Here is a 21,861-nt window from a genome sequence, read left to right on the forward strand (position 1 = left end):
TCAGCGCCCGTGACGCACCTCGGCCACGACCTCGGCGACCGCGTCGGCCACCGGCACGGTGCGGGCCTCCCCCGTGGCACGGTCCTTGAGCTCGAGCTCGCCGTCGGCCAGGCCGCGGCCGATCACGACGGCGGTCGGCACGCCGATCAGCTCGGCGTCCTTGAACTTCACGCCGGGGCTCACCTTGGCGCGGTCGTCCACGATCACGGTGAGACCGTGGGCCTCGAGGCCCTCGGCCAGGTCCAGGGCGGCGGCGACGCCGTCCTCCCCCTTGGTCGCCACGACCACGTGCACGTCGGCCGGGGCGACCGCGCGCGGCCACGCGAGGCCCTTGTCGTCGCGGTAGCGCTCGGCGATCGCGGCGACGGCGCGGGTCACGCCGATGCCGTAGGAGCCCATGGTCACCACGACCTGCTTGCCGTTGACGTCGAGGACCTTCAGGTCGAGGGCCTCGGCGTACTTGCGACCCAGCTGGAAGATGTGCCCCATCTCCATGCCGCGGCGGGAGTGGAGCGGGCCGGAGCCGTCCGGGGCGGCGTCGCCCTCGCGCACGACGGTGGCCTCGAGGACCGCGTCCCATCGGAAGTCGCGGCCGGCGACGACGCCGAAGGCGTGGCGCTGGTCCGCGTTGGCACCGGTCACCCAGGCGGTCCCGGGGGCGACGCGCGGGTCCACGAACAGGGGCAGGCCGGACACCGAGCCCTCGGCGCCGAGCACGGGGGTGCCCTCGATCTCGCCGGCCCCGGCCGGGCCGATGTAGCCCTTGACGAGGGCGGGGTGGCGCTTGAGGTCCTCGGCCGTGGCGGCCTCGACCGTGGGCTCCCCGACGACCCCGAGGGCCGGGCCGACGGACGCCTCGAGCCGCTTGACGTCGACCTCTCGGTCGCCGGGGACGGCGACGACGAACTGGCGGCGCTCGCCGCCGTCGACGACGGCGGTGAGCACGACGCATTTGAGGGTGTCCGCGGCCTCCCACGGGCGGTCGGCCCGCGGGGCCAGGTCGTTGGCGACGTCCACGAGCGCCGCGATGGTCGTGGAGTCCGGGGTCTCCTTGACCTCGGCCGCCGGCAGCGCGGCCATCGCGGCCTCGTCGAGGGGCTCGGGGGCCACGGTGGTGACGGCCTCGACGTTGGCGCGGTAGCCGCCGTCGGACTCCACGAAGGTGTCCTCGCCGACCTCGGTGGGGTGCAGGAACTCCTCGGAGCGGGAGCCGCCCATGGCGCCGGAGGTGGCCTTCACCGGCACGACCTCGAGGCCGAGCCGCTCGAAGATGCGCAGGTACGCGGCGCGGTGGGCCTCGTAGGCGTCGTCGAGGCCGGCGTCGTCCACCGTGAAGGAGTAGGAGTCCTTCATGACGAACTCGCGGCCGCGCAGCAGGCCGGCGCGCGGGCGGGCCTCGTCCCGGTACTTCGTCTGGATCTGGTACAGGTACGCCGGCAGGTCCTTGTAGGACGAGTAGAGGTCCTTGACGAGGAGGGTGAACATCTCCTCGTGCGTGGGGGCCAGCAGGTAGTCGGCACCCTTGCGGTCCTGGAGGCGGAACAGGCCGTCCCCGTACTCCTCCCACCGGCCGGAGGCCTCGTAGGGCTCGCGCGGCAGCAGCGCGGGGAAGTGCACCTCCTGGGCGCCGATGGCGTCCATCTCCTCGCGCACGACCGCCTCCACGCGGCGCAGCACGCGCAGGCCCAGGGGCAGCCACGTGTAGATGCCGGGGGCGGCGCGGCGGATCATTCCGGCCCGCACGAGCAGCTGGTGGCTCGCCACCTCGGCGTCGGCCGGGGCATCGCGCAGGGTCCGCAGGAACAGGGTGGACATGCGCAGAGGCATGGGAGGACTCCTTCAGGGGCAGCGCGCGAGCACGGGTCGGTGGACGCCGGCCGGTCCGTCGGGGGCGTCGTCGACGTCGATCCTAGCGGCCGGCCCGCCCATGTCCGTCTGCGTCCTCGGTGCCCGGGCACAGGAGGTCCGCGGCCGAGGGATCCGCGGCCGACCCGGCGGTGCACCCCAGGGGCGGATCGGACGCGGAACCAGACCCGCGCACCCCCGTCAGTAGAGCACCGTGGCGAACGTGCCCACGCGCTCGAACCCGACGCGCGCGTACGTGCGCAGCGCGGCGGTGTTGTACGCGTTCACGTAGAGGCTGACCACGGGCGCGTGACGCCGTGCCAGCCCCACGACGGCGGCCATCGCCCCGGCCGCGAGCCCGCGCCCGCGGTGCTCCGGGTGCATCCAGACCCCCTGGATCTGGGCGCACCGGGAGGAGAGCACGCCCACGTCCGCCTTGAAGCGCAGCGGGGGGCGGGCGCCGGCGCCCGGCGTCGGGGCGTCCGGTGCCGGGACGCCCGGCGTCGGGGCGTCTCCGGGGACGATGAACACGCGGCCGGACGCGATGAGCCCCCGCACGCGCTCGCGGTACTGCTGCGCGCCGCCGAGGAACGGGGAGAAGCCGAGCTCCTCCTCGAACATGGCCGCGCTGGCCGGCAGCACCCGGTCATAGTCCCGCGGCCCTGCCGGGACCACGCCCGGGAGCGGCGCGACGGCGGGCCGCTCCCCCGCCACGAGGAGGGGCTGCTCCTCGCGCACGGAGCGCGGCCGGTGGCCGGCGGTCCGCAGGGCGCGGCCGATCGTCAGCACCGCGGCGGCCGGGCCGTACACGGATCCGAGGCGGCGCCGCAGGGCGACGACGGCCGCGGCGAGGGCCGCCGCGTCGTCGTCGGTCGCCGTCGACTCGGCGCGGCCGGGCGGCACCACCGGCACCACGTTCGAGCCGACCCACGCGGCGGCGCGCAGCGCGCCGGCGGGGGCTGCGGCGTCGGGGTCCTCGGGGACGCCCAGGAAGAGGGTGCCGCCCGCTCCCCCGCGCGGGCCCGCCCGGCGACCGGCCTCGAGCAGGGACTCGACGAAGACGTTCGCCACTGGGTCGCGGCGCGCGAGGGCCGCGAGTGCGGGGGTGTCGGCGTCGGTCAGGAGGCGGACCCGCCCCTGCGAGGCCTGGCGGACGGCGGCGTCAGTGGACGGAGACCACGGGGGCACCGGCGGCAGCCTGGTCACCGGAGCCCTCCTCGTGGCCCATCTCCGCGGCGATCCGGCGGGCCTCCTCGATGAGGGTGTCCACGATCTGGTCCTCGGGCACGGTCCGGATGACCTCGCCCTTGACGAAGATCTGGCCCTTGCCGTTGCCCGAGGCCACGCCGAGGTCGGCCTCCCGGGCCTCGCCCGGGCCGTTGACGACGCAGCCCATGACGGCGACGCGCAGCGGGACGGTGACGTCCTTGAGGCCTTCGGTGACCTCCTCGGCGAGCGTGTACACGTCCACCTGGGCGCGGCCGCACGAGGGGCAGGAGACGATCTCGAGCCTGCGCTCGCGGAGGTTGAGCGACTGCAGGATCTGCAGGCCGACCTTGATCTCCTCGACGGGCGGGGCGGAGAGGGACACGCGGATGGTGTCGCCGATGCCCTTGCCCAGCAGGTAGCCGAACGCGGTGGCCGACTTGATGGTGCCCTGGAAGGCGGGGCCGGCCTCGGTCACGCCGAGGTGCAGGGGCCAGTCGCCCTCCTCCGCGAGGAGCTCGTACGCGCGGGCCATGATCACCGGGTCGTTGTGCTTCACGGAGATCTTGAAGTCCTTGAATCCGTGCTCCTCGAAGAGGGACGCCTCCCACACGGCGGACTCCACGAGGGCCTCCGGCGTGGCCTTGCCGTGCTTCTGGATCAGGCGGGGGTCGAGGGAGCCGGCGTTGACGCCGATGCGCAGGGAGGTGCCGTGCTCGGCGGCCGCTTGGGCGATCTCCTTGACCTGGTCGTCGAACTTGCGGATGTTGCCCGGGTTCACGCGCACGGCGCCGCAGCCGGCCTCGATCGCGGCGAACACGTACTTCGGCTGGAAGTGGATGTCCGCGATCACGGGGATCGTGGACTGCCGCGCGATGACCTTCAGCGCGTCCGCGTCCTTGTCCGTGGGGCAGGCCACGCGCACGATGTCGCAGCCGGCAGCGGTGAGCTCCGCGATCTGCTGCAGGGTGGCGCCGATGTCGTGGGTCTTGGTGGTGGTCATGGACTGCACCGAGACCTGGTGCTTCGAGCCCACCCCCACGGAGCCCACCCGGATCTGCCGGGTCGGCCGGCGCGGGGCCAGCACGGGCGGCGGGGCGGACGGCATTCCAAGGCTGACGGGCACGGCAGCGCTCCTCACGGTTCTCGGGTCGGCGGCGAGAGGCCGTCGCTTCATCCGTCCCATCCTAGGCCCCGGTGCACGGCGGCACCGGGGCCCGGCGGGGGCGGTGAGGACGGCCGGGGATCACTGGAAGGAGACGAGCCAGGGCTTGGGGTCGTTGGCCATGGTCTGCTCCGGGGTCATCATCGGCTTGTCCTCGTCGTAGAAGTTCTTCCAGGCCATGCGGATATGGTCCGGGAGGTTCTTGCGGAGGATGCTGTACGTCTCCTTCTTGAGCTGGTGGGTGCCGTGCCCGTCCGCGTGGAGCAGGAAGGCCAGGCCCTCGCGGGCCACGATCTCCGACCGCTGCTCGATCATGGCCGAGCGGAACTGGTGCAGGACGAAGAGCTTCTCGGGGAGCCCCTCGGAGGCCACGAGGTCCGAGAGCCACGCGCTGGTCTCGTTGATCTCGGCGGCCGTCACCTGGCCGATGTCCCGCATGTGCTTCTGTCCCGGACGCAGCCGCCACTCCGGGTCCAGGGCGAGGCCGACGTGGGGCCGCTTGAGCAGGCCCTCGATGCGCTTCGCCTGGGTGGGGAAGTCCTCGAAGCCGGTCTGCAGGTCCAGGATGACGTGGATGCCGGCCTCGCCGGCGCCGTCCACCCACTCCTCGAGGCGGTCGCGCTTGACGGGCCGGGAGTACGCGCCGTCGGGGCCCGCGTCCGCCGAGGCCACCGTGGCGATCATCTCGAACGCCGGCTGGATCGGCTCCTCCGAGAACGGCTCGTAGGTCTTCGCGAGCGCCCGCACGCGCTCGATGGACGCGGGGAGGTCCTGCTCGCCCAGGACGCCGAGGGCACCGGTGCCGGGAGTGCCGTACAGGGCGACGAACCGGCGGGCCGGGAAGATCTCCCGGCCGCCGCCGGGCAGCTCGCCGGACGGGGTGGGCGTGGCCGAGGACGAGTCCGCGGCGGACTCCGAGGCCGAGGCCGAGGTCGAGGCGGGGGGCGCCGACGAGCTGGCCGCCTCCTGGGAGGCGGGTGCCGAGCACCCGGCCAGGCCCGCGGCGAGGGAGCCGAGACCGAGGAGGGTGGCGCGGCGCGTCAGGGCGCTCGGAAACGGGGAGGCGTCACGAGAGGCATTCACAGCAACGATCCTAGGGGACGCCCTCCGGGCGGGCCGGGCGGGCCGGGCGGCGCCGCGGCTTCGTGCCCGGACTGTGACCTTCCGGGCCGTCCGCCCGTCAGAAGAGCCGCACGGGCTCCACGAGGTCCGCCACGATCAGCAGCAGGCCCATGGCCAGCATGGCCCCGGCCACCACGTACGTCAGGGGCATCAGCGCGGCGAGGTCGAACGGCCCGGGGTCCGGTCGCCCCCGCAGGCGGGCCCCGCCGCGGCGCAGCGCCTCGTAGAGCGCGCCCGCCACGTGCCCGCCGTCCAGCGGCAGCAGGGGGATCAGGTTGAACACCAGCAGGGCGACGTTCACCCCCGCCACGAGCGAGAGCACCATCGCGGCCTTGTCCCCGAACGAGACCTCGTCCAGCGCCGCCGCCTCCCCCGCGATCCGCCCGACCCCGACGACGGACATGGGGCCGTTCGGATCGCGCTCGGCCGGGGTGAGCACCGCGACGGCGGTGTCCCACAGCCGCTGGGGCAGCACGAGGACCACGTCCGCGACGCCGCGGATCTGCGTGCCCACCAGGCCCACCGCGTCCAGCGGCGTCCCCGTCACGGTCTCGGTCTGCGCCCCCATGCCGATGAAGCCCACCTGCTGGGTGCGGGCGGTGCCGTCCGGGGCGCGCTCCGGCTGCCCGACGGCGTCCGTCACCGGCCGCTCCGTCAGCCGCGGGGTGATCGTGGACTCGATGCGCCGCCCGTCCCGCTCCCACGCGATCGCGGTGGGCCGGCCGGCGCGCTCGCGGATGGCAGCGGCGAACGCGTCCCAGTCCTCGACGGGGACGCCGTCGAAGGCGACGACGGTGTCTCCGGGAAGCATGCCTGCCTCGTGGGCCGGCGCCACGGGGTCACCGGGCTGGCACTCCTCGGTCTCGCCCGCGGCGGCGCGCGCCTGCTGCTCCTGCGCGGGGACGACGCAGCGGAAGACCTCCGCCGCCGTCGTGCTGGGCTGCGCGGTGCCCACCGTGGTGACGAGCAGGGCGGTCAGGGCGAGCGCGATCAGCAGGTTCATGGCCGGGCCGCCGAGCATGATGACGATCCGCTTCCAGACCGGCAGCGAGATGAAGGTGCGTCCCTCGTCCCCGGGCCGCAGCTCCTCGGCGGCCTGGGCCCGTGCGTCGTCGGCCAGGCGCCCGAACTGGCGGAAGAGCCCCGTGGAGGACGCGCGGGGCGCCTGCCCCGCGCGCGGCGGTGGGAGCATGCCCACCATGGAGACGTAGCCGCCGAGCGGGAGCGCCTTGATCCCGTACTCGGTCTCCCCGCGCCGCCACGAGGCGACCGTGGGGCCGAAGCCGATCATGTAGCGCGTCACGCGGACGCCGAAGACCTTGGCGGGCACGAGGTGGCCCACTTCGTGCAGCGCGATCGAGAGGGCCAGGCCCAGGGCGACGGCGAGGACGCCGAGCACGAACCAGGCGGCGCTCATGCCCGCGCCCACCGGCCCCGGGCCGCGGCGCGGGCCCAGCCCTCGACGGCCAGGACGGCGTCGACGCTGAGGTCTCCCGGCGCGTGGCCGTGGCCGGCGGCGTCGAGGACGCGCTCGGGGGCGTAGTCGCCGAGGACGGCGCGGACCGTCTCCAGGATGCCGTCGAAGGAGAGGCACCCCTCATGGAAGGCGTCGACAGCCTCCTCGTTGGCGGCGTTGAACACGGCCATGTGCGTCGGCGAGGCGGCCGCGGCCTCCTTCGCGAGGCGCACCGCGGGGAACACCTCCTCGTCGAGGGGCTCGAAGGTCCAGGTCGCGGCGCGGGTCCAGTCGCATCCGCCCACGGCGCCGGGCACGCGGCGCGGCCAGCCGAGGCCGAGGGCGATCGGCAGGCGCATGTCCGGCGGGGAGGCCTGGGCGAGGGTGGAGCCGTCCGTGAACTCCACCATGGAGTGCACGACGGACTGCGGGTGGACCACGACGTCGATGCGGTCCAGGGCGACGTCGAAGAGCAGGTGCGCCTCGATCACCTCGAGGGCCTTGTTCACGAGCGAGGCGGAGTTGGTGGTGACCACGCGGCCCATGTCCCACGTGGGGTGGGCGAGGGCCTGCGCGGGCGTGACCGCGCGCAGCTGCTCCCGGGTGCAGCCCCGGAACGGACCGCCCGAGGCGGTCAGGACCAGGCGGGCGACCTCGTCCGCCGTGCCGCCGCGGAGCGCCTGGGCCAGCGCGGAGTGCTCGGAGTCCACGGGGACGAGCTGGCCGGGCGCCGCGGCGGCCCTGACGAGCGCGCCCCCCACGATGAGCGACTCCTTGTTCGCCAGGGCGAGGCGGTGGCCCGCCTCGAGGGCCGCGAGCGTGGGGCGCAGGCCGATCGAGCCGGTGATGCCGTTGAGCACGGTGTCCGCGCCGGTCCAGGCCGCGATGCGGGTGGCCGCCTCGGGGCCCGTGAAGAGCTCGGCGGCGGGAGCCGGGCGGCCGAGGCGTGCGGCGGCCGCCGCGATCGCCGCGCGCAGCTCCTCCGCGCCCGCCGTGGCGGAGCCCACCGCCTCGACGCCGTGGCGGACGGCCTGCTCGGCCAGGAGGGCGGTGTTGGAGCCGCCCGCCAGCGCGACGGCCCGGAACCGCTCGGGGTCCTGCTCGATGACGTCCAGGCCCTGGGTCCCGATCGAGCCGGTCGAGCCGAGGAGGGCGACGCGGCGGGGGGCGCCGTCGCCTCCGCCGGAGGGGTCGTCGGCGCGGACGCCGGGGGCCGGGAGGGTGTAGTCGGCGAGGGATCCGTGGGTCACCGGGCCATCATGCCAGCGGCGGCTGGGAGGAGGGCGGGACGGTGGAGTGCCGGGATGCCGGGGACGACGACGGCGGGACCGCACCCGTGAGGGTGCAGCCCCGCCGTCGTCAGGGGTGGGCGGATGCCCGCGGCGTCAGTGGCTCACGGCCTTCTCGGCGCCGATGCCGGTGAGGGAGCGGACCTCCATCTCGGCCTGCTTGCCCGGGTCCTCGGCGCGCGAGGACGTCACGGAGCCGAGCCAGCCGAGGAAGAAGGCCAGCGGGATCGAGACGACGCCCGGGTTCTTCAGCGGGAAGAGCACGAAGTCCGCGCTCGGGATCATGGCGGCCGGGTTGCCGGACATGACCGGGGAGAACACGATCAGGACGATCGCGGAGAGCAGGCCGCCGTACATGGACCAGAGGGCGCCGCGCGTGGTGAAGCCCTTCCAGAACAGGGAGTACAGGATGGTCGGGAGGTTCGCCGAGGCGGCCACGGCGAAGGCGAGCGCCACGAGGAACGCGACGTTCTGGCCCTGGGCGCCGATGCCGCCGAGGATGGCGAGGATGCCGATGACCACCACGGTGATCTTGCCGATGCGCACCTCATCCTCCGAGGACAGGGGCTTCTTCGCGATCACGGGGCCCCACACGTCGTGCGTGAAGGACGCCGCCGCCGTGAGGGCGAGGCCGGCGACGACCGCGAGGATCGTCGCGAAGGCGACCGCCGAGATCAGCCCGAGCAGGATCGACCCGCCGAGCTCGAACGCCAGCAGCGGGGCCGCCGAGTTCACGCCGCCGGGAGCGGCGAGGATGCGCTCGGGGCCGATCAGTGCGCCGGCGCCGTAGCCCAGCACCAGGGTGAAGAGGTAGAAGGCGCCGATGAGCACGATCGCCCACACCACCGACTTGCGGGCCTCCTTGGCCGTGGGCACGGTGTAGAAGCGCATCAGGACGTGCGGCAGGCCGGCGGTGCCGAGGACGAGCGCGAGGCCCAGGGAGACGAAGTCCAGGCGCGTGGTGAAGTCCTTGCCGTACTGCAGGCCCGGCTCGAGGATGGCCTCACCCTTGGGGTTGAGCTCGACGGCCCGGCCGAGCATCGCGTTGAAGTCGAAGCCGAAGAGGGCGAGCGCCCACACGGTCATGACGCCCGCGCCGAGGATGAGCAGGATCGCCTTGATGATCTGGACGTAGGTGGTGCCCTTCATGCCGCCGATGAGGACATAGGCGATCATGAGCACGCCCACGATCACGATCACGAGCGCCTGGCCGCCCCTGTCCGTGATGTTGAGCAGCAGGGCGACGAGGCCGCCCGCGCCGGCCATCTGGGCCAGGAGGTAGAAGAGGCAGACGGCCATGGTGCCGAAGGCGGCGGCGATGCGCACCGGCTTCTGGCGCAGGCGGAACGAGAGCACGTCGGCCATCGTGAACTTGCCTGTGTTGCGCAGCAGCTCCGCCACGAGGAGCAGGGCGACGAGCCACGCCACGAGGAAGCCGATCGAGTACAGGAAGCCGTCATAGCCGTAGAGGGCGATCGCGCCGACGATGCCGAGGAACGAGGCCGCCGAGAGATAGTCGCCCGCGATGGCGGTGCCGTTCTGGGTGCCGGAGAAGCCTCGGCCTCCCGCGTAGAAGTCCGCCGAGGAGCCCGAGGTCTTGGAGGCCCGGATCACGACGACGAGGGTGACGACGACGAACGCCGCGAAGATGCCGATGTTGACCATCGGGTTGCCGACGGCCTCCGCGGCCAGGAGGGGGGCGTGGGTGCTCATCGGATCTCCTCCGTGGGGTCGGCCGCGTGGGAGCCCGCCTCGCGCTCGAGGCGCTCGCGCAGCGCCGTGGAGCGCGGGTCGAGGGTGCGGTTGGCGAAGCGGACGTACGCCGCCGTGATGGCGAACGTGGTGACGAACTGCAGCAGGCCGAGGACCAGGCCCAGCGTGATGTTGTCGTGGAGGCGGATGGCCATGACCTGCGGGAAGAACGCCCCCAGGATGACGAACAGCAGGTACCAGACGAAGAACGCGACCGTCATGGGGAACGCGAACGAGCGGTACGTGCGGCGCAGCTCCGTGAACTCCTCGGACTGCTGGGCCGCGCGGAACTGCTCGGGGGTCGGCGCCGGTGGCGCGACGGAGTGGGGTGACATGGGTGCTCCCTCAGGGGGCGGGCGTCCGGCCGCGGAGCGGGCGGAGCGGTGTGTGATGGCGCTCACATCCTCTCCCGCGAATGCTCCGCGCGTCAACCACTTTGTATACATACGCCAGTGCGTGACCGATTGTGACGACGGCCCCTGCCAGTCCCCCGGTGATAGCGTTGCCGAAAGACTGCGGACGGCCGCCGCCGCCCGCCCGCTCACCCGAGAGGTCCACCGCCGTGCCCCTTCGTGACGTCCGCCCCGAGGACCTGGACGAGTTCTTCGTGCACCAGCAGGACGAGGACGCGAACCAGATGTCCGGAATCGCCCCCCGCAGCCCTGCCGACCGCGGGGTCTTCGACCATCACTGGGGCACCCTGCTGCGCGACCCCCGCGTCCAGGTGCACACCATCGAGCACGAGGGCCGCGCCGTGGGCGCGCTGATCTGCTCCGAGCAGGACGACGCCGCCGAGCTCTCCTTCTGGACGGCGCAGGAGTTCTGGGGCCTCGGGCTGACCACCTCGGCCGTGGACGAGTTCCTGCGCGGGTACGCGCACCGCCCCGTGCGGGCCCACGTGGCCGAGGACAACGCGGGCACCGTCAGGGTCCTCTCCCGCCGGGGGTTCGAGGTGGTGGGCGAGGAGAAGGTCTTCTCCAATGCCCGCGCCGCCGTCATCACCGAGCTCGTCATGGAGCTCGGCGCGGACTGAGGCCGACTGGAACGCGACGGCGCCGCGGAATGCCTCCCGCGGCGCCCTTCCTGTATACAGCCGTTCAGTCCCCCGCCGGCACCCGCCCGAGGGTCAGCCGGGCCTGGGCGAGCACCACCTCGTCCACCATGGTGCCGTCCAGCTCGAAGGCGCCGTGCGCCCCCTCGGCCGCCGCGAGCACGCGTCGGGCCCGGGCCACCGCCTCCTCGCTCGGGGCGTAGGCCTCACGCACCACGGGGGCCTGCGCCGGGTGGAGGCACACGGTGGCCGCGCACCCGAGCGCGACGGCGTCCTCGGCCTCCGCGGCGAGGCCCGCGTGATCGTGCAGGTCGAGGAACACCGCGTCCCACGCCGCCGTGCCGTGGGCGGCGGCGGCGAGCAGCACGGTCGCTCGTGCGTGCCGGACGACGGGGCGGTAGGCGCCGTCGGCCGTGCGCGAGGACGTGCCGCCCATGGACGCCACGAGGTCCTCCGCGCCCCACATCAGCGCACCCACGTGGGGGTGCGCCGCGAGGGCGGGCGCGGCGAGGATGCCCGCCGCGGTCTCGCACAGGGCCACGACGCGCACGTCCTCCCCCAGCGCCGCCACGAGGCCGTCCACCTGCGCGGCGGACTCCGCCTTGGCGAGCATGAGCGTGCGCCACCCGGTCTCCGCGAGCATCGCCAGGTCCGCGGCGTGGTCCGGCGTGCCCGCCGGGTTCACGCGCACGACGACGCGGTCCGCGGCGAGCGGTCCGCCGTCCGTGCCGCCCGTGGCCCGGCCTTCCCAGGCAGCTCGCACGGCGTCGCGGGCGGCCGGGCGGGAGGCCGGCGTGACGGCGTCCTCGAGGTCGAGGATCACCGCGTCGGCGCGGTCGAGGGCCTTGGCGAAGCGCTCGGGGCGGTCCGCCGGCGTGAACATCACGGCCGGGCCGAGGGCCAGGGGCCCGGCCGCCGTGGGGGCGCTCATGCCCGGGTCTCCATGGAGCCCTGCTTCGCCTTCGCCTCGGCGTGGGCCGACGCCGTCCACATGAGGCAGGTGCGCTGGGCCCGCACGACGACGTCGCCGTGCTGGTTCTCCCCCGTCATCTGGAAGGCGACGATGCGCTGGCCCGGTCGCGAGGAGGACTCCCGGACCGCGGTGACCTCCGAGCGCCCGTAGAGGGTGTCCCCGTGGAACACGGGGTGCGGGAAGGCGATCTCCCCCAGCCCGAGCTGCGCCACGAGCGTGCCCTGCGTCGTCTGCCCGACGGCGAGGCCCACAAGCGTGGACAGCGTGAGCATGGAGTTCACGAGCGGCTTCCCGAAGGGCTGCGCGGCCGCGTATGCGTGGTCCAGGTGCAGCGCCTGCGGGTTCATCGTCAGCGTGGTGAAGAGGACGTTGTCCGCCTCCGTGAGCGTGCGGCCGGGCCGGTGCAGGTACACCTGGCCCACCGCGAGCTCGTCCGCGTAGCGCCCGCGCTGCTCGATGACCTCGGGCCCTGTGTTCTCCGCGCCCGGCTCGGGGGTCTCCGCCACCGTCACAGCCCCAGGTCGCGCGCGATCAGCATGAGCTGCACCTCGGTGGTGCCCTCGCCGACCTCGAGGATCTTGGAGTCGCGGTAGTGGCGGGCAACAAGGGTCTCGTTCATGAAGCCGTAGCCGCCGAACACCTGGGTGGCGTCGCGGGCGTTGTCCATGGCCGCCTCGCCGGCGATCATCTTCGCCATGGCGGCCTCGGTCTTGAACGGCTTGCCGGCCAGCATCTTCTGCGCCGCCTCGTAGTAGGCCAGGCGCGCGGCGTGGGCGCGGGCCTGCATGCGGGCGATCTTGAAGGAGACGGCCTGGAACGTGCCGATCCTCTGGCCGAACGAGGTGCGCTGCTTCGCGTAGGCGACCGACTCGTCGACGCAGCTCTGGGCCACACCCGTGGCGAGCGCGGCGATGGCGATGCGGCCCTCGTCGAGGATCTCGAGGAAGTTCGCGAAGCCGCGGCCGCGGGTGCCGAGCAGGTTCTCCTCGGGGACGCGCACGTCGGTGAAGTGCAGGGCGTGGGTGTCGGAGGAGTTCCAGCCGACCTTGTCGTACGGCTTGGCCACGGTGAAGCCCTCGGTGCCGGCGGGCACGAGGATCGTGGAGATCTCCTTCGCGGGGCGGCCGTCGGGGCCGGTCTTGCCCTCCACCGTGCCGGTCACCGCGGTGACGGTGACGAGGCTCGTGATGTCCGTGCCGGAGTTGGTGATGAACTCCTTGGCGCCGTTGATGCGCCACATGCCGTCCTCGAGCACCGCGGTGGTCTGGGTGCCGCCGGCGTCGGAGCCGGCGCCGGGCTCGGTGAGGCCGAAGCCGGCCAGGTTCTCGCCCGCCACGAGGCTGGGCAGCCAGCGCTCCTTCTGCTCCTGGGTGCCGAACTTCAGCAGCGGCATCGCGCCGAGGGAGACGCCCGCCTCGAGGGTGATGGCCACCGACTGGTTGACGCGGCCGAGCTGCTCGAGCGCAAGGGCGAGGGCGAAGTAGTCGCCGCCCATGCCGCCGAACTCCTCGGGGAAGGGCAGGCCGAACAGGCCCATCTCGCCCATCTGCTTCACGATCTCGTACGGGAACTCGTGCCGGGCGTCGAGCTCGGCGGAGACGGGGGCCACGACCTCGTCCGCGAACTCGCGGACGGTGTCGGAGAGGACCTGGTAGTCCTCCTCGAGGGCGGGCAGGGTGCGGTGCTTGGTGCTCATGCGGACTCTCCAGAGGTGGTGGGCACATCGGCGGTGCCGGGGGTGTGAGGGGTGACGGTGGCGACCAGCCCGCGCGCGGGCACGGACTCGCCGGGACGGACGTGGACGGTGACGACGCCGGCGACGCCCGCGGTGACGGGGTGCTCCATCTTCATGGCCTCGAGGACGGCCAGCTCGGCGCCGGCCTCGACGTGCTCGCCGGTGGACACGGACACCGCGACGACGGTGCCCGGCATGGGAGCCCAGGCCTCCGGGGAGCCGGCGCCGGCGGGGGCACGACGCGCGGCGGCCGCGGCGCGCGACGCCGCCACGCGCTCGGCGCGGCCCAGCCGCTCGATTCGCCAGGTGTGCCCGCCGGAGTGGACCCACGCGGCGTCCGGGTCCGCGGGGTGGCGCAGCGATCGACCGCCCGCGTCCCCGGGCTCCGCCCCGTCCTGCGCGGACGGCCCGTCCTCCGGGGCCACCGACCCGGGCCCGCGCCACAGCACGGAGAGGTCCTCCCAGCGCAGGGGCAGCGCGGGGGCGGGGGCGCCCGCGGCGCGCCAGGCGTCCTGGCGGTGCCAGGCGCCGGCCGGCTGCACCCGCAGACCGGACGCGGCCAGGGTCGCCTCGTCGATCCCCTGGACCGTGAGCGCGGAGGTGAGGGCCTCCGGGGCGAAGGCGGCGCCGGCCGCGTCCCAGACCGCCGCGCGGGGGGCGGGGGCCTCCCATGCCGGTGCCTCGTCGATCAGGGAGGTCCTCAGGCGGCCGGCCCGGACGTCGTCGCGCGCCACGAGGTCCCGCAGCCACGCCAGGTTGCTCGTGACCCCGAACAGCACCGACTCCGCGAGCGCCGCCTCGAGGCGGTCCAGTGCCTGGGGGCGGTCCACGCCGGAGGCGATCACCTTGACGACCATGGGGTCGTAGTGACCGGTGACCTCGGGCTGGTCCGGGCCCTCGGACCGGCCGGGGGCGTCGTCCTCGGAGTCCGGCGGGAAGAGCAGGGTGTCCACGCGGACCCCCTCCCCCCGCGGCGGCTCCCACAGCAGCACGGGCCCGGCGGCGGGGAGGAACCCGTGCGCGGGGTCCTCGGCGTAGACGCGGGCCTCGGCGGCCGCCCCCTCCAGGGTGACGTCCTCTTGGCCGAAGCCCAGGTCCTGTCCGGCGGCGATCCACAGCTGCAGCTCCACGAAGTCCACGCGCTCGCCGCGCACCCGCACGACCTCCTCGGACACGGGGTGCTCCACCTGCAGACGGGTGTTCATCTCCATGAAGAAGAACTCGTCCGGGTCCTCGTCCGAGACGAGGAACTCCACGGTGCCGGCCCCCACGTAGCCCACGGACTCCGCGGCGTCCACGGCGGCCCTGCCGAGACGGGCGCGCAGCTCGGCGCCGTGCGCCAGGCCGGTGAGCAGGGGCGCGGGCGCCTCCTCGATCACCTTCTGGTGGCGGCGCTGCAGGGAGCACTCCCGCTCCCCCAGGTGCACGGTGCGCCCGTGGGTGTCCGCGAAGACCTGCACCTCGATGTGCCGCGGGGCGGTGATGAGCCGCTCGAGCAGGAGGGTGTCGTTCCCGAACGCGGAGCGCGCGGTGCGGCGTGCGGAGGCCAGCGCGGCCGGCAGCTCGTCCGCGGTGTGCACGGCCACCATCCCCTTGCCGCCGCCGCCCGCGGAGGGCTTGATCAGCAGCGGGAAGCCGACGCGCTGCGCCTCGGCCAGGATCTGATCGTCGGTGAGCGTGGGGTCGGCGATGCCCGGCACCACCGGCACGTCCCGCGCCGAGACGGTCTCCTTGGCGCGGATCTTGTCCGCCATCGCGTCCAGCGACGCCACGGGCGGGCCCACGAAGACGACGCCGGCCGCCTCGAGCGCCCGGGCGAAGTCCGCGTTCTCGGAGAGGAACCCGTAGCCGGGGTGCACGGCCTGCGCCCCGGTTCGGACGGCGGCCGCCACCACCGCGTCCACGTCCAGGTAGGACTCGCGGGCGGGGGCCGGGCCGAGGCGGACGGCGAGGTCCGCCTCGCGCACGTGGCGGGCGCCGGCGTCGACGTCGGAGAACACCGCCACGGAGCGGATGCCGAGGCGGCGCAGGGTGCGGATCACGCGCACGGCGATCTCGCCGCGGTTGGCCACGAGGACGGTGTCGAAGAGGGCGGGGCCCTCGGCGGGGGTCTGGGTCATGGTCAGGCTCACATCCGGAAGAGGCCGAAGCGGGCGTCCGGCAGGGGGGCACGGGAGATGACGTCGAGGGCCATGGCGAGCACGCGGCGGGTCTGGCCGGGGGTGATGATGCCGTCGTCCCACAGGCGGGCCGTGGAGTAGAGGGGGCTGCCCTGCTCGTCGTACTGCTGCCGCACGGGGGCCTGGAAGGCCTCGACCTCCTCGGCGGTCATCGGCTCCTCCCCCTTCGCGGCGCGCTGGTCCTGCTTGACCTGGGTCAGCACGGCGGAGGCCTGCGGCCCGCCCATCACGGAGATGCGGGCGTTGGGCCACATCCAGAGGAACCGCGGGGAGTAGGCGCGGCCGCACATCGCGTAGTTGCCGGCGCCGAACGAGCCGCCGATCACCACGGTCAGCTTGGGCACGCGACACGTGGCGACGGCGGTGACCATCTTCGCGCCGTCGCGGGCGATGCCGCCAGCCTCCGCGTCCCGGCCCACCATGAAGCCGGAGATGTTCTGGAGGAACAGCAGCGGGATGCCGCGCTGGTCGCACAGCTCGATGAAGTGCGCGCCCTTGCGGGCCGAGTCGCCGAAGAGGATGCCGTTGTTGGCCAGGATGCCCACGGGGTGGCCGTCGATGCGGGCGAAGGCGGTGACGAGCGTGGTGCCGTGGAGCGGCTTGAACTCGTGCACCGAGTCGGCGTCCACGAGGCGGTCGATCACCTCGTGCACGTCGTACGGGGCGTTGACGTCCACCGGCACCACGGAGGTCAGCTCCCCCGGGTCCTTCGCGGGCTCGAGGGAGGGGTGCACCTCCCACGCGGGGCGGGCCGGCGCGGGCAGGGTGGCCACGATGTCCCGCAGCAGCTGCAGGGCGTGGACGTCGTCGTCGGCCAGGTGGTCCGCCACGCCCGAGCGCTCGGCGTGCAGGCGCCCGCCGCCGAGGTCCTCGGGGGTGACGTCCTCGCCGATCGCGGCCTTCACGAGGGGCGGGCCTCCGAGGAAGATGGTGCCCTGCTCGCGGACGATCACGGTCTCGTCGCACATGGCGGGCACGTACGCGCCGCCCGCGGTGGAGGAGCCGCACACGGCCGCGAGCTGCGGGATCCGGCGCGAGGAGAGCAGTGCCTGGTTGCGGAAGATCCGGCCGAAGTGCTCCCGGTCCGGGAACACCTCGTCCTGCTTCGGCAGGAACGCGCCGCCCGAGTCCACGAGGTAGAGGCAGGGCAGGTGGTTCTCGAGGGCGATCTCCTGGGCACGCAGGTGCTTCTTCACGGTCAGCGGGTAGTAGGTGCCGCCCTTCACGGTGGCGTCGTTGCCCACCACCATCACGGCGCGGCCGTGGACCAGGCCGATGCCCGCCACGACGCCGGCGGCGGCCGGGCTGTCCTCGCCGTACACGCCGTGCGCGGCGAGCGCGGCGATCTCGAGGAACGGCGAGCCCTCGTCGAGGAGCGCGTCGATGCGGTCCCGCACCAGGAGCTTGCCGCGGCCGGTGTGCCGCGCGCGGGCGGACTCGGAGCCGCCGAGCGCGGTGCGGGCGACGAGCTCGGCGAGCTCCGCCTCGAGGCGGGCATGGCCGGCGGCGTGGCGCTCGGCGGCGCTGGCGGGCGCGGCGGATGCCTCCGCGGTGGGACCGGCGGTCATGAGACCCCTTCCAGTGAATGATCACTAACTGAACCTGTCCCCAGTGTAGTGATCAGGATCACGGGCGCAAACGCCGTCACGGCCCCGTCGGACCCGCCCTAGAGTGGCAGGCATGCCCTCCGCAGCACCCTCCGCCGCACCCTCCGCCGAGACCCCGGGCGCGGCCCCGCCCCGCGCCGACGCACCCGCCCCCACGGCCCGTCTGGCCGCGAAGGCTCGGCGCCGGGCGGACCTGTTGGCCGCGGCCGCCCGACTGTTCGCGGCGAGCGGGTTCGACGCGGTGCGCCTCGAGGACATCGGCGCGGCATGCGGGATCAGCGGGCCCGCCGTCTACCGGCACTTCGCGAACAAGGCGGCCGTGCTTCGGGAGATCCTGGAGACGGCCAGCCGCGACCTCCTGGCGGGCGCGCTCGCCACGGAGGGCACGCAGGCCCCGGGCGAGCCCGTGCTGCGCGCGCTCATCGCCTTCCACGCCGACTTCGCCCTGGAGAACCGGGACGTGATCCGCGTGCAGGACCGGGACCTTCGGGCGCTGCCCGCCGCCGAGCGCGCCGAGGTCACGGCCACGCAGCGCGCCTACATCGACGTGTGGGCGCGGCAGCTCACCGCGCTGCACCCCGACGACGACGCCGCCGCGGCGGTCTTCCGGGCCCAGGCGGTCCTGGGGCTGCTCAACTCGACGCCGCGCTCCGTGCGCCGCACGCCCGCGGACCGGGCCGCGCGTCGGGCGACCCTGATCGCGATGGCGTGGGCCGCCGCCGCGGCCCACGCCTGAGCGTCAGACCATCGCCAGGGTCATCCCGGGCCGGCGCAGCATCGCACCGACGTCGGCGAGGAAGCGCGAGCCCTGCTCGCCGTCCACGAGGCGGTGGTCGAAGGAGAGCGAGAGCGTGACGACGTCGCGCAGCGCGATCTCCCCGCGGTGCTCCCACGGCATGCGGCGCACGGCGCCGAGGCACAGGATCGCCGCCTCCCCCGGGTTGATGATGGGGGTGCCGGTGTCCACGCCGAACACGCCGACGTTGGTGATGGTGAACGTGCCGCCCGTCAGCTCGGCCGGACCCAGCGCGCCCTCGCGCGCCGTCGACGTCAGCCCGGCGATCGCCTGGCCCAGGGCCCTGAGGTCCATGGCCTGGGCGTCCTTGACGTTGGGCACCATGAGCCCGCGGGGCGTCGCGGCGGCGAAGCCGAGGTTCACGGCGTTCTGCTGCACGATCACGCCGCGCGCCTCGTCCCAGCGCGCGTTGACGTCCGGGGTGCGCTCCATGGCCAGCAGGCAGGCCCGGGCGGTGAGCGTCATGGGGGTGAGCTTGACGTCGCGGAACGCGCGGTCGGCCTTGAGCTCGGCCAGCAGCTCGAGGGTCTCGGTCACGTCCACCTGGAGGAACTCGGTGACGTGCGGCGCGGTGAACGCCGACTGCACCATGGCCGCCGCGGTCGCCTTGCGCACGCCCTTGACGGGGACGTCCACCTCGCGGGGACGCCCGCCCAGGGTGCGCACGGAGCCGGTCGCACCGCCAGCGGACGACGCGGCCGCGGGCTCTGCGGCCGCGGGCTGGGCGGCCCGCAGGAACGCCTCGACGTCCTCGCGGGTGATCACCCCGCCGGCCCCCGAGCCGGTCAGGGACGTCAGGTCGACCCCGCTGCGCTTGGCGAACAGGCGCACCGGCGGGGTGCACCGGGGGCGCTCCCCCGTGCCGCGCTCGACGGCCGGGGCGATGGGCTCCGTGTCCGCGGCGAGCGCCGGCGCCTCGCCCGGGGCGTCGGGGGCCTCCTCGGGGCCGGCGACGGGGGCCGACTCGACCGCGGTGGACGGGCCCGCGCCGCGGCGGGCGCGCCGACCCGGCTTGCCGGCGTCGGGCGCGGCGCCGTAGCCCACGAGCGTGGGCACCCGGCCGCCGTCGCCGTCGGAGCCTGCGGGATCGTCCCCGGCGCCCTCCACCGTGAAGGTGACGAGCGGGGCGCCCACCTCGACGGTGGCGCCCTCCTCGGCGTGCAGCTGGGCCACGACGCCGGCGAAGGGGCTCGAGACCTCGACGACGGCCTTGGCCGTCTCGACCTCGGCGAGGGTCTGGTTGACGGTGACCGCGTCGCCGACGGCGACGCGCCACATGGCGATGTCGGACTCGGTCAGGCCCTCGCCCAGGTCGGGCAGGCGGAACGTCTTCTGGCTCATCGGGTCTCCTCCCCGTCGGCGCCGGCGGCGTGCGCGGCGAGGAACTGCTCTGCGGTCTGCGGGGCGGCGAACGCGTCCACGGAGTCCAGCGAGTTGGGCCGGCCCATCGCGCGGTCCACGCCGTCGAGGATGCGGTCGAGGTCCGGCAGGTGCAGGTGCTCGAGCTTGGCCGGCGGGTAGGGGACGTCCATGCCGGTGACGCGCACCGGCGGAGCCTCGAGCCAGTGGAACGCGCGCTCGGCCACGGTGGCCACGAGCTCCGCGCCCAGGCCGCCCGTGCGGGAGGCCTCGTGGGCCACCACGAGCCGGCCGGTGCGGCGCACCGAGGACTCCACCAGGCCCGTGTCGATCGGCGAGAGGCTGCGCAGGTCCACGACCTCCACGTCCACGCCCTCCTCGGCGGCCACCTCGGCGGCCTGCAGGGCCGTCTTCACGAGCGGTCCGTACGAGACGAGCGTGACGTCGGAGCCGGGGCGCAGGATGCGCGCGGGGCTCAGCGGCGGGACGGCGGCGTCCACGTCCACCTCACCCTTGTCGTGGTAGCGGCGCTTGGGCTCGAGGTAGATGACCGGGTCGTCCGAGGCGATGGCGCCGCGGATCATGTCGTAGCCGTCCTGCGGAGAGGACGGGGAGACCACGCGCAGGCCCGCGGTGTGCAGGAAGTACGCCTCGGGCGACTCGGAGTGGTGCTCGGGCGAGCCGATGCCGCCGCCGAAGGGGATGCGGACGGTCACCGGCATGGGCACGGCGCCCCGGGTACGGGCCCGCAGCTTGGCCAGGTTCGCCACGATCTGGTCGAAGGCCGGGTACACGAAGCCGTCGAACTGGATCTCGACGACGGGCCGGTAGCCGCGCATCGCCAGGCCCACGGCCGTGCCGACGATCCCGGACTCGGCGAGCGGGGTGTCCAGCACGCGGTCCCTGCCGAACTCCTCCTGGAGCCCGTCCGTGATCCGGAAGACACCGCCGAGCGCGCCGATGTCCTCGCCCATGAGCAGGACCTTGGGGTCCTCCGCCAGGGCCCGGTGGAGGCCGCGGTTGATCGCGCGGCCGAACGTCATGCGCTCGCTCATGCGCCTGCCTCCTCGTCGTCGAACTGGGCCAGGAACAGCCCGTGGTCCCGGTGCTGGCGCTCCAGCTCCTGGTGCGGCTCCGCGTACACCTCCGAGAACATCGTGTCCGGCCCGTCCTCCACGAGGCCCTCGAGCGCGCGGCGGACCTCCGCGGCCAGCTCGTCGGCGGCCGCCTGGGCCTCGGCGCGGATCGCGTCCACGTCCTCGCCGAGCGAGGCCAGGTGCGCCTCGACACGCGCCAGGGGGTCGCGGGCGCGCCAGGCCTCGAGCACCTCGGGGTCCTGGTAGCGCGTGGGGTCGTCCGCGGTGGTGTGCGGGCCCATGCGGTAGGTGACCGCCTCGATGAAGGTGGGGCCGCCGCCCTCGGCCGCGCGGGCCACAGCCTGGCGCGTGGCCGCCAGCACCGCGAGGACGTCGTTGCCGTCCACGCGCAGGGCGGGGATGCCGAAGCCCCACGGGCGGTCCGCGATGTTCCGGCGGGCCTGCAGCCCCACGGGCTCGGAGATGGCCCAGTGGTTGTTCTGGCAGAAGAACACGACGGGCGACTGGTAGGTCGCGCTGAAGACCATGGCCTCGTTCACGTCGCCCTGGCTCGTGGCGCCGTCGCCGAAGTAGACGATCGTGGCGGCGTCGGCCTGGTCGCGCTGGACGCCCATCGCGTAGCCGACGGCGTGCAGCGCCTGGGCGCCGATGATGATCTGCTGGGTGGCCACGCCGGTGGTCTTGGGATCCCAGCCGGAGAACGTGGATCCCCGCCACACGCGCAGCAGGTCCAGGGCGGGGACGCCGCGCAGCAGGGCCACGCCGTTCTCGCGATACGAGGGGAAGACGAAGTCGTCCGCGCGCAGGGCGGCGGCCGAGCCCACCTGGGACGCCTCCTGGCCCAGCAGCGGGGGCCACAGGGCGAGTTCACCCTGGCGCTGCAGGTGGGTGGCCTCCGTGTCCAGCCGGCGCACGACGGTCATGCTGCGGAAGAGGTCCGCGAGGACGGCGGCGTCCACGTCCTCCAGCCACGGATCGAGCTCCGGCGAGGGGACGCGGCTCCCCTCGGCGTCGAGCACCTGCAGCGTCGCGCCCGCGGACGCGTGCCCGTCCTCGAGGGGGGTGTGGCCGGCGGCGGGATCGGGGGAGCCGTGCTCCACGGGGGTGGGGTGCACCAGGGTCATGAACTCAGCCTTCCATACGTCGCCCCAGGTGAGGGGCGAGGGTGGAGGCGTCCTGCGCGGCGGGGGTGGGCGGCGTCAGGGCGCGTCTGAAATGTGATTGTAGT

At 74.2% G+C, this 21,861-nt stretch carries 18 protein-coding genes; 2 read left to right on the plus strand and 16 right to left on the minus strand.

Annotated features, from left to right (window positions below):
* The 8 genes from KZX60_RS01570 to KZX60_RS01605 all read right to left on the minus strand — a co-directional run bounded on the left by KZX60_RS01570 (position 1) and on the right by KZX60_RS01605 (position 10,170).
* Complete coding sequence (locus tag KZX60_RS01570) at positions 1-1,827, minus strand: proline--tRNA ligase (RefSeq protein WP_248115269.1); 1,827 nt, start codon at positions 1,825-1,827, stop codon at positions 1-3.
* Positions 1,828-2,046: 219 nt separating this feature from the next.
* A complete protein-coding gene (locus tag KZX60_RS01575) occupies positions 2,047-3,051 on the minus strand; it encodes a GNAT family N-acetyltransferase (protein WP_248115270.1) in 1,005 nt (334 codons plus the stop codon).
* Entirely contained in the window at positions 3,008-4,159 is a 1,152-nt protein-coding gene (gene ispG, locus KZX60_RS01580; protein WP_248115326.1) for a flavodoxin-dependent (E)-4-hydroxy-3-methylbut-2-enyl-diphosphate synthase, read from the minus strand. Before ispG ends, KZX60_RS01575 begins: the two co-directional genes overlap by 44 nt.
* A gap of 138 nt (positions 4,160-4,297) precedes the next feature.
* Positions 4,298-5,299, minus strand: coding sequence for a hypothetical protein (locus KZX60_RS01585; RefSeq protein WP_248115271.1), 1,002 nt, complete (start codon positions 5,297-5,299; stop codon positions 4,298-4,300).
* Positions 5,300-5,396: 97 nt separating this feature from the next.
* On the minus strand, positions 5,397-6,755 hold the full coding sequence (locus KZX60_RS01590; protein WP_248115272.1) for a site-2 protease family protein: 1,359 nt from the start codon (positions 6,753-6,755) through the stop codon (positions 5,397-5,399).
* Positions 6,752-8,044, minus strand: coding sequence for a 1-deoxy-D-xylulose-5-phosphate reductoisomerase (gene dxr / locus KZX60_RS01595; RefSeq protein ID WP_248115273.1), 1,293 nt, complete (start codon positions 8,042-8,044; stop codon positions 6,752-6,754). The genes KZX60_RS01590 and dxr overlap by 4 nt, the downstream gene beginning before the upstream one ends.
* A 135-nt stretch (positions 8,045-8,179) precedes the next feature.
* A complete protein-coding gene (locus KZX60_RS01600; protein ID WP_248115274.1) occupies positions 8,180-9,796 on the minus strand; it encodes a cation acetate symporter in 1,617 nt (538 codons plus the stop codon).
* Complete coding sequence (locus KZX60_RS01605; protein ID WP_248115275.1) at positions 9,793-10,170, minus strand: DUF485 domain-containing protein; 378 nt, start codon at positions 10,168-10,170, stop codon at positions 9,793-9,795. The genes KZX60_RS01600 and KZX60_RS01605 overlap by 4 nt, the downstream gene beginning before the upstream one ends.
* 227 nt (positions 10,171-10,397) lie before the next feature.
* Between KZX60_RS01605 and KZX60_RS01610 the strand changes: the two genes are divergently transcribed.
* The gene (locus tag KZX60_RS01610) at positions 10,398-10,868 is read left to right on the plus strand and encodes a GNAT family N-acetyltransferase (protein WP_248115276.1); all 471 of its coding nucleotides are present in this window, start codon (positions 10,398-10,400) and stop codon (positions 10,866-10,868) included.
* 64 nt (positions 10,869-10,932) lie between these two features.
* Here the strand turns inward: KZX60_RS01610 and KZX60_RS01615 are convergent, their stop codons facing one another.
* The 5 genes from KZX60_RS01615 to KZX60_RS01635 are packed head-to-tail and all read right to left on the minus strand — an operon-like array spanning position 10,933 to position 17,342.
* Positions 10,933-11,817, minus strand: a complete 885-nt coding sequence (locus tag KZX60_RS01615) for a CoA ester lyase (RefSeq protein WP_248115277.1) — start codon at positions 11,815-11,817, stop codon at positions 10,933-10,935.
* Entirely contained in the window at positions 11,814-12,365 is a 552-nt protein-coding gene (locus KZX60_RS01620) for a MaoC family dehydratase (RefSeq protein WP_248115278.1), read from the minus strand. Before KZX60_RS01620 ends, KZX60_RS01615 begins: the two co-directional genes overlap by 4 nt.
* A gap of 2 nt (positions 12,366-12,367) precedes the next feature.
* Entirely contained in the window at positions 12,368-13,555 is a 1,188-nt protein-coding gene (locus KZX60_RS01625; RefSeq protein ID WP_248115279.1) for an acyl-CoA dehydrogenase family protein, read from the minus strand.
* The gene (locus tag KZX60_RS01630) at positions 13,552-15,714 is read right to left on the minus strand and encodes a biotin carboxylase N-terminal domain-containing protein (protein WP_248115280.1); all 2,163 of its coding nucleotides are present in this window, start codon (positions 15,712-15,714) and stop codon (positions 13,552-13,554) included. Before KZX60_RS01630 ends, KZX60_RS01625 begins: the two co-directional genes overlap by 4 nt.
* 8 nt (positions 15,715-15,722) lie before the next feature.
* Entirely contained in the window at positions 15,723-17,342 is a 1,620-nt protein-coding gene (locus KZX60_RS01635; RefSeq protein ID WP_248115281.1) for a carboxyl transferase domain-containing protein, read from the minus strand.
* 112 nt (positions 17,343-17,454) lie between these two features.
* Here KZX60_RS01635 and KZX60_RS01640 point away from each other — a divergent pair, with 112 nt between their 5' ends.
* On the plus strand, positions 17,455-18,117 hold the full coding sequence (locus KZX60_RS01640; RefSeq protein WP_248115282.1) for a TetR/AcrR family transcriptional regulator: 663 nt from the start codon (positions 17,455-17,457) through the stop codon (positions 18,115-18,117).
* A 3-nt stretch (positions 18,118-18,120) separates the two neighbouring features.
* Here the strand turns inward: KZX60_RS01640 and KZX60_RS01645 are convergent, their stop codons facing one another.
* Genes KZX60_RS01645 through KZX60_RS01655 form a run of 3 tightly spaced genes read right to left on the minus strand, consistent with a single transcriptional unit; the run spans position 18,121 to position 21,757 of the window.
* Positions 18,121-19,518 (minus strand): dihydrolipoamide acetyltransferase family protein, encoded by a 1,398-nt coding sequence (locus tag KZX60_RS01645; RefSeq protein WP_248115283.1) that lies wholly within the window; start codon positions 19,516-19,518, stop codon positions 18,121-18,123.
* Complete coding sequence (locus KZX60_RS01650) at positions 19,515-20,591, minus strand: alpha-ketoacid dehydrogenase subunit beta (RefSeq protein ID WP_248115284.1); 1,077 nt, start codon at positions 20,589-20,591, stop codon at positions 19,515-19,517. Before KZX60_RS01650 ends, KZX60_RS01645 begins: the two co-directional genes overlap by 4 nt.
* Positions 20,588-21,757 carry a thiamine pyrophosphate-dependent enzyme gene (locus tag KZX60_RS01655; RefSeq protein ID WP_248115285.1) on the minus strand — a complete coding sequence of 390 codons (1,170 nt, stop codon included), beginning with the start codon at positions 21,755-21,757 and terminating at the stop codon, positions 20,588-20,590. Before KZX60_RS01655 ends, KZX60_RS01650 begins: the two co-directional genes overlap by 4 nt.
* Positions 21,758-21,861: the final 104 nt, after the last annotated feature.

The sequence above is a fragment of the Micrococcus sp. EYE_212 genome (genome assembly GCF_023147585.1).
Classification (GTDB): Bacteria; Actinomycetota; Actinomycetes; order Actinomycetales; family Micrococcaceae; genus Micrococcus.

Excerpts from the sequence above, each read along its gene's own strand:
- KZX60_RS01570 (WP_248115269.1), bottom strand. The coding sequence starts at position 1,827 with ATGCCTCTGCGCATGTCCACCCTGTTCCTGCGGACCCTGCGCGATGCC.
- ispG (WP_248115326.1), bottom strand. The coding sequence starts at position 4,159 with ATGCCGTCCGCCCCGCCGCCCGTGCTGGCCCCGCGCCGGCCGACCCGG.
- KZX60_RS01590 (WP_248115272.1), bottom strand. The coding sequence starts at position 6,755 with ATGAGCGCCGCCTGGTTCGTGCTCGGCGTCCTCGCCGTCGCCCTGGGC.
- KZX60_RS01600 (WP_248115274.1), bottom strand. The coding sequence starts at position 9,796 with ATGAGCACCCACGCCCCCCTCCTGGCCGCGGAGGCCGTCGGCAACCCG.
- KZX60_RS01605 (WP_248115275.1), bottom strand. The coding sequence starts at position 10,170 with ATGTCACCCCACTCCGTCGCGCCACCGGCGCCGACCCCCGAGCAGTTC.
- KZX60_RS01615 (WP_248115277.1), bottom strand. The coding sequence starts at position 11,817 with ATGAGCGCCCCCACGGCGGCCGGGCCCCTGGCCCTCGGCCCGGCCGTG.
- KZX60_RS01625 (WP_248115279.1), bottom strand. The coding sequence starts at position 13,555 with ATGAGCACCAAGCACCGCACCCTGCCCGCCCTCGAGGAGGACTACCAG.
- KZX60_RS01630 (WP_248115280.1), bottom strand. The coding sequence starts at position 15,714 with ATGACCCAGACCCCCGCCGAGGGCCCCGCCCTCTTCGACACCGTCCTC.
- KZX60_RS01635 (WP_248115281.1), bottom strand. The coding sequence starts at position 17,342 with ATGACCGCCGGTCCCACCGCGGAGGCATCCGCCGCGCCCGCCAGCGCC.
- KZX60_RS01640 (WP_248115282.1), top strand. The coding sequence starts at position 17,455 with ATGCCCTCCGCAGCACCCTCCGCCGCACCCTCCGCCGAGACCCCGGGC.
- KZX60_RS01645 (WP_248115283.1), bottom strand. The coding sequence starts at position 19,518 with ATGAGCCAGAAGACGTTCCGCCTGCCCGACCTGGGCGAGGGCCTGACC.
- KZX60_RS01650 (WP_248115284.1), bottom strand. The coding sequence starts at position 20,591 with ATGAGCGAGCGCATGACGTTCGGCCGCGCGATCAACCGCGGCCTCCAC.
- KZX60_RS01655 (WP_248115285.1), bottom strand. The coding sequence starts at position 21,757 with ATGACCCTGGTGCACCCCACCCCCGTGGAGCACGGCTCCCCCGATCCC.